Annotated in this window: 14 protein-coding genes and 1 riboswitch; of the genes, 6 read left to right on the top strand and 8 right to left on the bottom strand. The window is 49.3% G+C overall.

Annotated features, from left to right (window positions below):
• The first annotated feature begins 30 nt into the window (after nt 1-30).
• Entirely contained in the window at nt 31-666 is a 636-nt protein-coding gene (locus tag Y71_RS30540; protein WP_175393100.1) for a hypothetical protein, read from the top strand.
• Between the two features lie 67 nt (nt 667-733).
• Nucleotides 734-1420 (top strand): 2,3-bisphosphoglycerate-dependent phosphoglycerate mutase, encoded by a 687-nt coding sequence (locus tag Y71_RS25035; protein ID WP_035943492.1) that lies wholly within the window; start codon nt 734-736, stop codon nt 1418-1420.
• Between the two features lie 324 nt (nt 1421-1744).
• On the opposite strand, the gene Y71_RS25040 is transcribed toward Y71_RS25035, so the two are convergent.
• The 6 genes from Y71_RS25040 to Y71_RS25065 all read right to left on the bottom strand — a co-directional run bounded on the left by Y71_RS25040 (nt 1745) and on the right by Y71_RS25065 (nt 7979).
• Nucleotides 1745-3253, bottom strand: coding sequence for a MutS-related protein (locus Y71_RS25040; protein WP_007372668.1), 1509 nt, complete (start codon nt 3251-3253; stop codon nt 1745-1747).
• The gene (locus tag Y71_RS25045) at nt 3250-4788 is read right to left on the bottom strand and encodes a MutS-related protein (protein WP_007372667.1); all 1539 of its coding nucleotides are present in this window, start codon (nt 4786-4788) and stop codon (nt 3250-3252) included. Before Y71_RS25045 ends, Y71_RS25040 begins: the two co-directional genes overlap by 4 nt.
• 189 nt (nt 4789-4977) lie before the next feature.
• A complete protein-coding gene (locus Y71_RS25050; protein ID WP_230154183.1) occupies nt 4978-5466 on the bottom strand; it encodes a universal stress protein in 489 nt (162 codons plus the stop codon).
• 370 nt (nt 5467-5836) lie between these two features.
• On the bottom strand, nt 5837-6190 hold the full coding sequence (crcB, locus tag Y71_RS25055; RefSeq protein WP_161519119.1) for a fluoride efflux transporter CrcB: 354 nt from the start codon (nt 6188-6190) through the stop codon (nt 5837-5839).
• Nucleotides 6191-6307: 117 nt separating this feature from the next.
• Complete coding sequence (eno, locus tag Y71_RS25060) at nt 6308-7597, bottom strand: phosphopyruvate hydratase (protein WP_007372664.1); 1290 nt, start codon at nt 7595-7597, stop codon at nt 6308-6310.
• A gap of 16 nt (nt 7598-7613) precedes the next feature.
• The gene (locus Y71_RS25065; protein WP_236946447.1) at nt 7614-7979 is read right to left on the bottom strand and encodes a universal stress protein; all 366 of its coding nucleotides are present in this window, start codon (nt 7977-7979) and stop codon (nt 7614-7616) included.
• Between the two features lie 62 nt (nt 7980-8041).
• On the opposite strand from Y71_RS25065, the gene tnpA reads away from it, so the two are divergent.
• Genes tnpA through tnpC form a run of 3 tightly spaced genes read left to right on the top strand, consistent with a single transcriptional unit; the run spans nt 8042 to nt 10366 of the window.
• Entirely contained in the window at nt 8042-8434 is a 393-nt protein-coding gene (tnpA, locus tag Y71_RS25070; RefSeq protein WP_007372662.1) for an IS66-like element accessory protein TnpA, read from the top strand.
• Nucleotides 8431-8778: an IS66 family insertion sequence element accessory protein TnpB gene (tnpB, locus tag Y71_RS25075; protein ID WP_031594183.1), complete on the top strand. Its 348-nt coding sequence runs from the start codon at nt 8431-8433 to the stop codon at nt 8776-8778. The genes tnpA and tnpB overlap by 4 nt, the downstream gene beginning before the upstream one ends.
• 49 nt (nt 8779-8827) lie before the next feature.
• Complete coding sequence (gene tnpC / locus Y71_RS25080) at nt 8828-10366, top strand: IS66 family transposase (protein WP_081120870.1); 1539 nt, start codon at nt 8828-8830, stop codon at nt 10364-10366.
• Between the two features lie 131 nt (nt 10367-10497).
• Here the strand turns inward: tnpC and Y71_RS25085 are convergent, their stop codons facing one another.
• Nucleotides 10498-11406, bottom strand: a complete 909-nt coding sequence (locus Y71_RS25085; RefSeq protein WP_007372658.1) for a DHHA2 domain-containing protein — start codon at nt 11404-11406, stop codon at nt 10498-10500.
• Between the two features lie 77 nt (nt 11407-11483).
• A riboswitch (Fluoride riboswitch) is annotated at nt 11484-11552 on the bottom strand.
• Nucleotides 11553-11836: 284 nt separating this feature from the next.
• Here Y71_RS25085 and nhaA point away from each other — a divergent pair.
• Nucleotides 11837-13006, top strand: a complete 1170-nt coding sequence (nhaA, locus tag Y71_RS25090) for a Na+/H+ antiporter NhaA (RefSeq protein WP_007372657.1) — start codon at nt 11837-11839, stop codon at nt 13004-13006.
• A 128-nt stretch (nt 13007-13134) separates the two neighbouring features.
• Here nhaA and Y71_RS25095 read toward each other — a convergent pair whose 3' ends face one another.
• Nucleotides 13135-14793, bottom strand: a complete 1659-nt coding sequence (locus tag Y71_RS25095) for an FAD-dependent oxidoreductase (protein ID WP_007372656.1) — start codon at nt 14791-14793, stop codon at nt 13135-13137.
• Nucleotides 14794-14944 lie beyond the last annotated feature (151 nt).

A 14944-nucleotide genomic window follows, 5' to 3' on the forward strand; every position in this document is an offset into this window, starting at 1 on the left:
TCCTTTTAAGCATGTATGTCAGGTGTTTCTATGCGAAATTCAGACAATTTCTTCTCATTCCACAAAACGCCCTTGTCAAAATGTTCTCTTTTCATTCATGTTATTGGGCTGCGCTACACTGTCTGTAGTGTTCCAGCTTCGGCCGACCCGCTTAACCACATCGGCGGACCAGCCCCCCATTATCGTCCAGGAAAATTCACCTGCTCGACAACGAAGAATCAAGAAACCATCACCACATTACGTGAAATTTCGGACCTGAATAATGACGCATTCGTTTGCGGACTTCGTTACAGTCGTCTAAAAACTGGTGCCCCCTGCGGCAGAGAGCGCATTGAAAAATACAATCAGTTGAGCGTATTGAAAACGCTATGGGTGAGGCGGCAGTCTTTATCGGTAAGCCAGCCTTTAAAAAAGCCAGTCCTGTACCTACCCCATACCTTCGATCTGGGGGCTATAAGGAGGTCCTCTGTGAATCCTAAAATACTCTTACTATCAACGGTCATCGGAATACTGACAACTTGTCTGGTTTTCCTAATCTCAGATGTATTTTTTTCCGCACTTCCTGATGATTACGTGGCAATCGCTATTGCCCTTTTCATCGGGAGTAGCAGCCATTTGCTGGTCCGCCATTTTCTCAGCAGAACATCGAAAAAAAAAGGTTATTAAACGTGAATGCCAGGAAAACCCTGGCAATTTATTGATACGTACTATTAACAACAACGGGTTCTGGGTCATGGGAAAAATAATTTTGCTCCGACATGGCGAAAGTGAATGGAATCAGCAAAATCGTTTTACAGGATGGACAGACGTTACGCTGACCAGGAGAGGAGAAGAAGAAGCCCGACATGCAGCCAGGCTCATAAAACAGGCTGGTATACAGATAGATTCAGCCTGTACATCTGTTCTCAACCGGGCAATACATTCACTTTGGTTGATAATGGAGACACTGAACCTGTTATGGCTGCCAGTGAGTAAAACCTGGCGGTTGAATGAACGTCATTATGGCGCCCTGCAAGGGATGAGGAAAGATGAAGCGGCACAACAAATGGGCGAGGAACTGGTGTATCACTGGCGAAAAAGTTACCGAGGTATTCCGCCTTTGCTTGCGGCAGCCCCACAACTTCTCCATCGCGAAGCCCGCTATCACCATATTGCTCTGTCAGATCTCCCAAAAGGTGAAAGTCTTGAGATGGCACTACGAAGAGTTATACCTTACTGGCAGCATGTCATCGCTCCCCGCGTCGTCAGCGGAGAAACATTATTACTGATCGGCCATGCCAATATGCTTCGGGCTCTGACAATGTACCTTGAGCAGACAGACGAAAATAATGTAATGGATCTGCATATCCCTACGGGTGTCCCAGTCCTTTATGAAATGAGCGAAGACAAAACCATCAGTGGTCGCTATATACTGGAGTAAGTTACGATATTCTGTGGGTTTAAGTGTTTTATTTATAATTCATTATTAGCAATGATTATCTGCGTATCACTAGTATGTGTCCATATGTTGCCGGACCGTTCCACCGTGCCCCAGCGTGGAGTTTTTATGTTACCACTGGATTGTATGGTGGTATGACAATGCTCTCCACTTTTCCTTCTGAAGACGAGGCATTTAGTCAGAACAGCAATTCTTTTATTAATAACACCATTCTATCGATTCACTACTGATGAAAGCGGCTGGCCATTTAATGATGGCAATGCTTTAAAAACACATCCCTGTTCTGTTTTTATCAGGAACAGAGGATCATGCAAGCTCATCAGATGTAAAAACCGCCTGATATAAGTCTTCACCAAAGCTAGTATCCATCGGTGCTCCCTCCTCGATCCTGAACGTCCTTTCACCATCGTCTCGTCTTTCAGCACACAGATATTCGGTATCTGGATGGAATTCCTGATAAAACGCGCAGGCAAACTCTGAACAATGGGTAACAAAAAAAATTTTTACCCTGCTCTCTGCAAGCGCCATCACAATCCCCCTGATAATATCAGCCCCTTCCCGGCTGTTGGTCGCTGAAAACGACTCATTGAACAGGACAAGATCGTCTTGTTCCAGAAGATCAACGATATCGCGCATACGCAGGAGCTCTTCATCCAGTTTTCCACTAACCATAGAGCTATCCTCTTCACACTTATAGTGAGTAAAGATTTGACCGCAAATATTGGTACAGAAATACTCAGCCACGACAAACATTCCGCTTTGCATCATTATCTGTGCCAGTCCAATACTACGTAAAAAGGTAGACTTCCCGCCCTGATTTGCACCGGTAATAATGAATGTGTTTTTATTATCAGTCTTTAATGTATTGCCGACGATATTCTTGTCTGATGTAAGCCCCAGACAAACATCATACAACGATTCAAAAACCAGACGACGCTCTCGTTTATATACAGGAACAGGGAAACACTGGGGTAAATTGCGTTTATTTAATTCTTCAGCAAGGTTAATGCAGCACACATAAAATCCTAGCTCTGCACGCAGTGATTTGAAAAAATTCCGTAAATGCTCTGTAGACTGCGCCATTGCACTAGCAACCAGTACCAGTCCCTCATCCCGTAAATCGCTAAGTGCTCTGAAGCCATTTTCATCACGAGGGGCTATTTGAACCGAGTAATGTTCAGGTCTCCTTGAGAAAATGCGCCTGAACCAGCACTTATCCGGCGAGTTGGGTTCTCTGAGAATATACTCGTCTCCACGACTTCCCGGACCAAGCTTGGCACTCATTAATACGCCTCTTTTGAAGTCCATCTGTTTAAGATGTTCTTCTATACCCCTCAGATAATCCTCATTCAGTTCCTGGATAATCATCTTCAGGAGGCGTGTCATTCCGGATGAATCAAAAAAATAAATATTTTTTTCAGCAATAGCTCTGACTTTCTTTAAATTTTCAAGAAAAAAACGAGTGAAGGAAATTGACTGATGAAGCATTGCTGAGGGGGAATGACCAAATACAATGTAGTGAAGTTTTTCTTTCTCCATCGCCAGGCACTCAACAACCGCCTGATAAAATTCACTGATAATATTTGAGTTATAAAGACAGTCACGCAAAATAGCCTGTCTGTACTCAATACACGGAACGTCAGCAAGCGACTGAGAACAGGCTTTTTCGACCACTGAATATAAAAACTCATCCCCAGCAGAAAGACTCTGGAATAATACATCCAACCCCAGATCTCTCACCTGGATATTGAAATTATCCGGGAAGATATCATCCAAAACAAAATCAGCATCTTTATACATCAGATATACGTTCATCCATTCAACTCCCCTTTTATTTTTTCATATGTCAGACCATACTTCTGAACCAATGTCGCTGACCACGCCACGCCATCCGAAGGTTTTCTGGCAATCCTGTAGGTTCGTGAAGCCCTTTCATCATTTTCCACCGTACTCATCATACTGACGATAGCCCGATCCAGTCTGGTGAGTTCATCGATAAAAGTCACACATACACAAAGTGCATCCAGCATCACTATTTTTTTAATAATTTGGGTTCCAAGGTATAACGCGTCGTGTGAAGTTGTTGAGGTAAAAATCTCATTCATGATAATAAGGCTTTTTGATGTAGCCACATCAAGTATAGATTTGATCCGTACAAGGTCGTCATACAATTTACCCCTAAAATCATGAATATTTTCGCTTTTTTCAAAATGAGTAAAAATATTATCGACCAGAAACAAATTCGCATCCTCTGCGGGAACGTATAGCCCCAGCAAAGCCAGATAGTGCAACTGTCCGATCATTCTGGCAAATGTGGTTTTCCCTCCCTGATTAGGGCCAGAAACAACTAAAATGCGTTCACGTTCCCGCAACTGAAAATCATTACATACTACATTCTCTTTTTTCTTCAGAAGTGAATAAGCAAGAGCCAGATCAAATCCGTTGGTGACTGTTATATTTTTATTATTAACATTTATCTCAGGAATACAAAATGATAATCCAGCGTTCTGAAAGTTGCGGAAATATTCGATGCTGGCAAGATAAAACTGGATTTCACGTTCAAAAATGTTCAGTGTATGACTCTGATAATCGCTTCTGGTTTCAATAAACGTATCGAGTTCAGAAAAAACAGACGGAAAAAGTCTGGCAACGCACTCCAGAATCCTGGCTTCAACATTAGTCATGACAGTGTCATGACTCTTAAAATCAAGTTTAACCGTTACATCACGTTGTTTGAATTTTGAGAAAACACTAATAATCTTATCGCTATAGTTTATTTCATCTGCATGGTGTTCCACATTGATTGTGTCACCTTTAATTCTGAGATTATAGCGAATTCCCTCAAGATTATCTTTTATCCGGCTTGCCATTGCGGATAAACTTTTGAAATTCTCACTATCAATGTATCCGGAAAGATAATTTCTAAAATTTGTCATACCGGACGACCGAAGTAACAACGAGCTTAAATGCTCCCGGAATTTTGTAACCGACTGACAATAAAGTAGTATACACTCAAGTTCCCAACGTTTTTGCTGATAATGATAGTACCGGCACTCCTTTTTCCCAGAAATCTCTCTAATTTTCTGCATGTCAGATGAGAATTCCTTTATAGCACTATAGAGATTTTCATTTCCAACATCCTGAATTATGCCCTGCCGATAGTAGATATCGTCAAGATATTCTAATGGTGAATAAAAAAATGGTTTAATATTATACACTTCCCGATCATGAGTTATCGAAGTGATAACTTTATCAAGGTTCAAATCAGCAAAACATGCAGGTTCATTTTTTCTGAGTGTATGCTGACGGTTTCCGTCGAGTGTGGCATACAATATGCTTATAAATTCCATCTTTTCTCCAGACTGACTTTGTTGCCATATTATCCATTGAATATAAAAATCATTTACATTCACATATTAAATTGCATGACATGCTAAAATGGTCACAGTATAAAAATGGAGGCTATCATGGACTATTTAATAATGACGTTAATTCTCCTTTCACTGGGCCTGATTTGTGTTTTTGCTTTCTCGCTATGGTCACTGAACCGAACTTCTCGTAAAAAAAACACAAGGAAATAAATCTGTTGCGTACCATCCAATGAGAATATTCTCATGGGTAACTGTTACCGGGCAAGGGGCATGGTCCACCACCTGTCGAGCAACTGAACCCAACAACCACTGAGAAAACTGTTTTTTTCCTCTGTGCCCGACCACAATATGATCGATACCATGACCATCGGCATAATGCAGAATCTGTTCTGCCGGATGCCCTGTGGCAATATGTAATCTGGTTTTTTTTTTCATTTCCGGATACTGTTTCCTCAGATTTCTCATCCTCTGATAGAAGTAGGATTGTGTCCGACTCACAAAATCCTGCATCTCAACCTCACCGCCAAACTCAGTTAAGTGAAAAACAGCCATAACATACAATTCGCTGTTAAAATGATGAGCAAGTTCAAAGGCGAAATCCATGGCCTCTTTTGCAGACTCCGAACCATCATAGGCAATCAGAATTTTTGTAATCACGATATTACCCTCTTCGGTTTCATCTCTGTTTACGGCGCCTACTGGAAAGCTTTTTCTTTCTTAGGCTTCATCATTTTTTCCAACTGACATGGTACAGAGCTAACTTTCCCGACAGGCTGAAGGAGGCCATGAAAACATTTGAATCCTTTGCGAGGCGCTAAACATTTAACCCATTATCGTTTCTTGTTTCAGCGTTACTGGCGTCTGCCTTTCGCTCTAAAGGGGCATATTTTTATGTTCTGCCTGAACGGGTAATCATCGGTAAAGCCGACAGGAAGCTATTCTCCCTCAGCCCTGCCCGGCAGACCTGGTATTCAGTGCAGAGCAAGCAGGTCAGATCTGTAACTTGACCAGAGCTGCATTGTAAGTTTTATGCAAGTAATGTTATCAGATAAAAACCCGCCGCGGTCATGAGCAGCGACCCTACCACATGCACCAGTACGGAAGTGAAGGCCCACAAGTAATTCCCCACCTGCAATAATGTGAAGACCTCTACAGAGAATGTAGAAAAGGTTGTCAGCCCGCCACACAGACCGGTAACAATCAGCAGTTTCCAGGCTGGATCCAACTGAGGGTGGCGCATAAAATAGGCCATTGCGGCACCGATGATAAAAGCCCCCAGCAGGTTAACCACCAGAGTTCCGGGCGGAAGCGATGGAAAGAAACTGTTGAGCTTAACTCCAAAAAACCAGCGGATGACACAACCCACAGCCCCGCCAATCATAATTGCTGACAACTGACCCAATGCCGCATTCCTCATCTAAGGTGAATATAAATTCTGAACCAGGATGTATGCCGGATTCAGCCGACATACATCCTTCAAATACCGTTATGATTTCAGTCAACCACGGCGAACAAATGCCTTAATACCCGCATAACGGGCTTCACTGCCCAGTTCCTGCTCGATGCGCATAAGCTGATTGTATTTTTCAATGCGTTCGCCGCGGCATGGCGCGCCGGTTTTCAGATGCCCCGCCCGCAATGCCACCGTCATGTCGGCGATAAACGTGTCCATGGTTTCACCGCTGCGGTGCGAAATAAAAGCGCCCCATCCGTGTTCATGACACAGTGAAACCGCGTCGAACGTCTCGCTCAACGTACCAATCTGGTTGAGTTTGATGAGCGCCGCGCTGGCCAGGTTTTCTTCAATACCCCGGCGGATATACTTCACATTCGTTACGAAAAGGTCGTCACCGACCAGTTCAGCGCGTCCGCCAAGTTTCTCATGCAGATGTTTCCAGCCAGCCCAGTCATCCTCAGCGAGCCCGTCTTCAAGCAGGACAATAGGGAACTGGCTCATCAGTTCACCATAATAATCCGTCATCTGTTCAGCGCTCAGGGCACTGTTTTCGGTGCGAAGGTGATATTTCCCGTCACGGTAAAATTCGCTGGATGCCGGGTCCATACAGATACTGATATCTTCCCCCGGTCGGTAACCGGCTTTCTCAATAGCCTGAACAATGAATTCCAGAGGCTCACGGTTCGAGGAGACGGCCGGGGCAAATCCCCCTTCATCACCCACCGCAGCGGAGAGGTTCCGGGACAGAAGGATCTGGCGCAGGGCCTGATAGACTTCACTGCCCTGACGAACGGCCTCTGTCAGCGATGACGCACCGTGCGGTGCTATCATGAATTCCTGAAAATCGGCTCCCTGACCACGGGCATGAACGCCACCGTTAATAATATTCATGCACGGAACCGGCAAAAGACTGGCGTTGAGTCCGCCGAGATAGCGGTAAAGTGGCTGACGGGTGACCTGAGCGGCCAGTCTGGCCACCGCCAGCGAAACACCCAGAATGGCATTGGCACCAAGTCGGCTTTTGTTCTCCGTACCGTCCAGTTCCCGCATCAGATTATCCAGTCGCCGCTGCTCCCGCACATCGGTTCCCCTGACGGCGTCGCAAATTTCTGTCTCCACGGCCTTAACGGCATCACGGACTCCTTTCCCGCCGAAACGCCCGGGATCACCATCGCGGCGTTCAGTTGCCTCTCTTGAGCCGGTACTGGCCCCGGACGGTACCGATGCACGTGCCATCTGACCATCTGAAGTAAAAGCGTCCACCTCAACCGTGGGATTACCGCGAGAGTCGAGAATTTCGCGGGCCGTGACTTTTTCAAGTAGAAAATTCATACAGTTCTCCTGTAGCTCAGTCGTGAATGTGTTTAATCAGAACGTCTACGTTCAGGTGGTTAACGTATTCAGCCGAACGGGACGTCAGTGCTCCCATAAAACGGTTCCGGTGGCCTGCAATCACCAGGTCCACACCGGTGTCGGTAATGCATTTCTGTACATCTTCAAAACGCCGCATGGTGACCAGCTCACGCGCGTCAACGTGCTCCGCCACAGAGGACGTCAGCTCACTGAACAACGCCTTCGCCTGAACAACGTCTTTTGATACGGCATCGTCCATCAGGCCGTCCGATATGTAGTTCATCTCCCGATAGTCATTACAGATATGAGCAAGTGTGATGTTCATTTGCAGGTAAGCGTACAGCGTGAACCGTCTGGTCATAATCTGATGCATCCGACAAAGTGGTGTCCACCAAATAAGTAGTGGGAACCAAAGTGTCAGATATGCAGAAAAATGTGACTCCCGGCAGGCGTAAGGGCTGCCCTAATTATTCTCCTGAGTTTAAACATCAGCTCGTTGCCGCCTCCTGCGAACCCGGGATATCCATCTCAAAACTGGCGCTTGAGAATGGCATTAACGCCAATCTGTTGTTCAAATGGCGTCAGCAGTGGCGTGAAGGTAAACTCCTGCTGCCTTCGACAGACCTTCCCCAGCTACTTCCTGTAACACTCGACGCCCCTGCTGGACCACTGGCGGTGCAGTCAGAACTGCCAGCAGAAGAGCCGGAGACCCTCAATATCACCTGTGAGGTGGCATTCCGGCACGGAACGCTCCACCTCAACGGAACTGTCAGCGAAAAACTCCTGACTCTTCTGATACAGGAGCTCAAACGGTGATCCCGTTACCAACAGGCACCAAAATCTGGCTGGTTGCCGGTATCACCGACATGCGCAACGGCTTCAATGGTCTCGCCACAAAGGTGCAGACGATGCTGAAAGACGATCCGATGTCCGGCCATGTCTTCATCTTCCGGGGCCGCAGCGGCAGTCAGGTCAAACTGCTGTGGTCTACCGGTGACGGGCTGTGCTTGCTGACAAAACGGCTGGAGCGCGGCCGCTTCGCGTGGCCGTCAGCACGCGATGGCAAAGTGTTCCTGACGCCGGCGCAGCTGGCGATGCTGATGGAAGGTATCGACTGGAGACAGCCAAAGCGGTTGCTGACATCCCTGACCATGTTGTAGGCCTCTTTATCCTGGTTGTTGCAGAATAAGCCTGGTAAAATATGGGCCTATGAATGACACCTCTTCTGACGACATCCTTCTGCTGAAACAGCGCCTGGCCGAACAGGAAGCGTTGATCCACGCCCTGCAGGAAAAGCTGAGTAACCGGGAGCGTGAAATAGACCATCTGCAGGCACAGCTGGATAAGCTCCGCCGAATGAACTTCGGCAGTCGTTCCGAAAAGGTCTCCCGCCGTATCGCACAGATGGAAGCTGACCTGAACCGGCTTCAGAAAGAAAGCGATACGCTGACTGGTCGGGTAGATGATCCGGCAGTGCAGCGTCCGCTGCGTCAGACCCGCACCCGCAGACCGTTCCCCGAATCACTCCCCCGTGATGAAAAACGGTTATTACCCGCAGAACCCTGCTGCCCGGAGTGTGGTGGCTTGCTGAGTTATCTGGGTGAGGATGCAGCCGAACAGCTGGAGCTGATGCGCAGCGCCTTCCAGGTTATCAGGACTGTACGGGAAAAGCATGCCTGCACAAAATGCGATGCTATCGTACAGGCACCTGCGCCTTCGCGGCCCATCGAACGGGGCATCGCAGGGCCAGGACTGCTGGCCCGCGTGCTGACCTCAAAGTATGCAGAGCACACACCGCTGTATCGCCAGTCTGAAATATATAGCCGCCAGGGCATGGAACTGAGCCGCTCACTCCTGTCAGGCTGGGTGGATGCGTGCTGCCGGTTACTGTCACCGCTGGAAGAGGCGCTTCAGGACTATGTGCTGACTGACGGCAAGCTCCATGCTGATGACACGCCTGTCCCGGTGCTGTTGCCAGGTAATAAGAAAACGAAGACCGGGCGGTTGTGGACCTACGTTCGTGACGACCGTAACGCCGGGTCAGAGCTGGCGCCGGCGGTGTGGTTCGCTTACAGCCCGGACAGAAAAGGCATCCATCCGCAGACCCATCTTGCCGGCTTCAGCGGTGTGCTGCAGGCGGATGCGTACGCCGGGTTCAACGAGCTGTACCGCAATGGCCGGATAACGGAAGCCGCCTGCTGGGCTCACGCCCGCCGGAAGATCCACGATGTGCACGTCCGCACCCCGTCAGCCCTGACGGAAGAAGCCCTGAGGCAGATCGGTCAGTTGTACGCCATAGAGGCGAATATAAGGGGAATGCCGGCAGAGCAGCGGCTTGCTGAACGTCAGCAGAAAGCGAAACCGCTGTTGAAATCCCTGGAAAGCTGGCTGCGTGAAAAGATGAAAATCCTGTCGCGACACTCGGAGCTGACAAAAGCGTTCGCGTACGCACTTAACCAGTGGCCGGCACTGACGTACTATGCGGAAGATGGTTGGGCCGAAGCAGACAACAACATCGCTGAAAATGCCCTGCGGACGGTCAGCCTGGGTCGTAAAAACTTCCTGTTCTTCGGTTCTGACCATGGTGGTGAGCGGGGAGCACTGCTGTACAGCCTGATCGGAACGTGCAAACTGAACAGCGTGGATCCAGAAGGCTACCTCCGCTATGTGCTTGACGTCATCGCCGACTGGCCGGTCAACCGGGTCAGCGAACTGCTACCCTGGCGCATCACACCGCCAACTGAATAACACATCCCTGTCAATACGGCCCTCGGTGTACGCTTACATTTGCAGCAGGCGGGACAGAGTTGCCGCCAGTGCGAGCAAGGGGACGCCATCCTCTTTCCCCTGAACAAGAACAAGTGCATGTGTGTAGATTTTCATGGCTGTCTCCGGCTTTGATTGAGGAAGTGTTCCAGCCAGGGCAGAAGCTGTTTCTTCCGGCTGACCATGTCCGGCACGGAGCAGGGCGCCGCGTTGCCACTCTCCGGCCCGGCGAAATACAGTGTTGAAAAGTATTCACGGATATCAGTCACCATCAGCACGATAAGTCCGGCTCCGGTTGTCACCGCCATCTGCGCCATCGCATTTTGCAGTTCATCCAGTACGGGAGTGACCTGGCCTGGTGAACTCACCTCCAGTTGTGCGATACGCACATCCGTGCCGGCGAGCGAAAAGGTCTTAAGGTCTTTATGCAGAAGCTGTTCTGTGGACTGTCCGGTGATATCGGTTTTGGCTGCCAGTAGCCCGCGGGCAAACGCCTTACGTTTTACTCCCGACAGAACGCAGAGTTCAGTGGCTGTACGGATATCGTCTTCCGTCGTGGTGGGTGAGCGCAGATTAACGGTGTCGCTGAGCAGCGCGCCAAGAAGCAGGATGGCGTGAGTCGGGGGCATTGTGCGGCGCATTTCTGCATCCATCAGCAGCCAGAGTACTGTTGCGCTGCTGCCTGCCGGTTTTATCCAGACCTCCGGCGGCAGTTGCGTGACCAGACCGCCAAGCCGGTGATGGTCGATAATCCCGATGATATTGCTCTGGAGGAGATCAGCAGGCCCCTGTGCCGGTTCGGTAAAATCGACCAGCCATACCGGTTCACCTTTCAGTGGAATATCCAGCAGGGGCGGCAGGGAGAGCCCGGCAGCTTCAAAAATATAGCGTGTCTCAGGATTCGCTTCACCGGGCCGCCAGGCACGGGCAGGACGGTTACACCGGTTGAGCCAGCCCGCCGTCACGGCTGCGGTGCAGACAGCGTCGCTGTCAGGGTTAAGATGACCAAAAACATTAATCAAAGATGTATCCCCGTTAAGGGAAGTACACAGGCCGGAAGGATTTATCGACGGCCTGACATACCTCCTGAAAATCAAGAGTCATATCAGGCGTCATCAGCCCCGGACGGGGCGGTTGGGAAAGGTGGAACGCCATCACCTTTAGAGACATCATAGCTCAACGCCTCTGGAAAGTCAGCAGACAAAGGCTTTTTCCTGTGCCCATGAAGGTGTATGGCTGAGAAAGGTAAGGTGTACAGCATTTACCGGAATTTACTCGCATTACAACGGTGCAGATAAACGTTTGTGATAAAATTTTTTGCTTATCAATCATTTCAGGTGGGCGATGTCATGCAGGCAAGCCTGATAATGTCATCCACCAGGTGTTTTCACGGACAGATCCACGTTTTCCGCAGGAAAACAGCCTGGTCTAAACATTCTGAAAGGAGGTTGTATGCCACAGCCCATGCGCGCAAACAGAAAAAAACTTAACGGAGTTATCAGCGGGTTTATCAGTTCCCCGGCTGCGGGCGGTATTATACTCATCCTCGCGTCTGTAGCAGCCATCGTGATAGCTAACTCTCCCCTGCTTGAGGGATATGAATTACTGCTGAAATACAAAACTGCCGGGCTTTCCACGGAGCACTGGGTCAACGACGGCCTGATGGCCATCTTTTTTCTCTTTGTCGGTCTTGAGATTAAGCGGGAGCTTCTTGCCGGGCAACTGGCAACATGGAGCCAGCGTGCCCTGCCGGGTTTTGCGGCGCTGGGGGGCGTTGTCGTGCCGGCACTGATTTATGCCTGGTTTAATGCCGGTAATGCAGAGACGCTTCGCGGATGGGCTATCCCGGCCGCGACGGACATTGCGTTCGCGCTCGGCGTGCTGACTTTGCTGGGAAAGCGGGTTCCGGCATCACTGAAGATTTTTCTCTCTGCCCTTGCCATCCTTGATGACATGGGGGCCGTAGCGATAATTGCGATTTTTTATACCAGTCATATTTCACTCATGATGCTGGGCGGCGCTATGGTAACCGCACTGATGATGTTCATGATGAACAGGGCCGGCCTTAAACGATTGTTTCCCTACCTCGTTGCAGGCTGCCTGATGTGGTTTTTTATGCTGCAGTCGGGGGTTCATGCTACGGTGGCTGGTATTCTGGTGGCCCTTTTCATCCCGCTGAAAACAGACAGCACTTCCGGTTCACCGCTGGAGCGACTTGAACATGGTCTTGAGCCGTGGGTGGTTTTCCTTATTCTGCCGGTGTTTGGTTTCGCGAATGCAGGCGTATCGCTCACAGGCCTGACCGCAGAGGATCTTCTGTCACCCGTGCCAGTTGGTGTGGCCACGGGACTCTTCCTGGGTAAGCAGGTGGGCGTTTTTGGCCTTTCGCTGCTCGCTGTCGGTCTGGGGCTGGCCAAAAAACCGGAAAACAGCTCGTGGCTGCAGATATACGGCGTCTCTGTTCTGTGCGGAATTGGTTTTACCATGAGCCTTTTCATTGGCAACCTTGCATTTGCGGAAAGCCAGTTACTCATAGATGAAGTGAAAGTCGGCGTACTGGTGGGATCAGTTCTGTCTGCGTTGACTGGGGCGCTTATCATGTTGCTCCCGCGTCAGCGTTGAGATGTAACAAATGCTGAGTGTCGAGCTGTTATTAAAGCTTTCATTCTTCTTGAATATTTTCCATTCCACATAATGTATATTCAATGAATACGGGGAGATGACGTGCCATGCAAATGGCACGTCATCTCTTATTGACTCATTGACTCCGTAACCGCCTGCCAGGTTATAAATCCACCGCTCAGATTATATGTCCGGAAGCCGTGAGCCTGCAGAATACGGTATGCCACATGCCCGCGCAGGCCACTCTGACAACCGATAAAAATATCTTTATCTTCAGGTAATTTTTCAAGATTCTCCCGCAGGGAATCAAGAGGGATGGATAGCGCGTCAGGATATTCACCAAATTGTTTCAGTTCTGCAGGAGACCGAATATCAACTAAACAATAACTGCCCGGTTCCCGTTGTAACACATCGCTGACATGACTGATGACCGTATCTCCCTTGATGACATTTGCCGCCACCATTCCAGCCTGGTTAACGACGTCCCTTGCACTGTTAAAAGGAGGAGCATAGGTCAGCTCCAGATGCTCGAGATCGTTGACGGTAAGCCCCGCGCGCTGTGCGACAGCCAGGACATCGATGCGTTTATCAACCCCTTTTTTCCCTGACGCCTGGGCCCCGAGAATTTTACCGGTATCGGGGCTGAACAGCAGTTTCAGACTGATCATTGTTGCCCCCGGGTAGTAACTGGCATGATCAGCGGCATGGACGTAAACCTTCTCGTATCGGGTACCATGGGCTTTCAGCTGCTTTTCATTCGCCCCGACACTGCCAATACTCAGCGAAAATACCTTACAAATGGATGTCCCCTGACTGCCATGGTAAAAGCTGTGACGATCGAGCATATTGTCAGCAGCAATGCGTCCCTGGCGGTTGGCTGGCCCTGCCAGAGGAACATTAGCGGGTTCCTGAAAGACAAGGTCAGGTGTTTCAACTGCATCCCCCACGGCGTAGATGTCAGGGATACTTGTCTGCATACAGGCATTGACACTTATGCCTCCCCGTTTACCCACGGCGAGCCCGGCTCCTGTGGCAAGGCTGCTCTCAGGTTTTACCCCGATGGCGAGAATAACCATGTCGGTCTGCAGAAACCCACCGTCAGACAGTGCAACGCGGAATCCCGTCTCTGTCCGCAGTACCTCGGTGAGCGCCGTTCTGAGACGCAGATCAACGCCATGACTCCTGATTTCCTGATGCAGGGCCGATGCCATTTCAGGATCAACCGGAGCCATAACCTGTTCCCCCATCTCCAGCAGGGTCACACTGATCCCCCTTTCGCTCAGTGCCTCCATCACTTCGAGCCCGATAAATCCCCCCCCGACAAGCGTGGTGTGAGCGATTTTATGTTGCTCAATCCACGCCTGGATAGCATCCATGTCAGTAAGATTTCGAAGCGTAAAGACACCCTCTTCCTGTAGTCCGGGCAAGGGGGGGACAACCGGAGCGGCACCGGTACTGAGGAGCAGACGATCCCATTCTTCGGTATGGACCTCCCCGGAGGTCAGATTTTTAACCGTCACTGTCTTATTAACCGGGTCTACTGACGTCACTTCATGACGGATACGGACGTCTATGTTAAAACGGGATTTAAAATCCTCCGGAGTTTTCAGAATCAGCGACTGCCTTAACGGAATTTTTCCGCCTATATGATAAGGCAATCCACAGTTGGCGAAAGAGACATCGCTTCCCCGCTCAAACACAACAATACTGACATCCTCTGATAACCGACGAGCCCTGGCTGCAGCGGATGCGCCCCCGGCAACACCACCAACAATCACTATTTTCATTACATCCTCTCTGTTCACTCGGGGCAAAATATCTGCCAGATATAATTAGTTACCCGGTCCAGCTGGACGCTGCAGACCTGAAGAACACGGTGGCAAAATTATGCTACCATCATTATACTAAACTATATTATATAAAAATACATAATGTGAG

The sequence above is a fragment of the Kosakonia radicincitans DSM 16656 genome (genome assembly GCF_000280495.2).
In the GTDB taxonomy this organism is placed as follows: Bacteria; Pseudomonadota; Gammaproteobacteria; order Enterobacterales; family Enterobacteriaceae; genus Kosakonia; species Kosakonia radicincitans.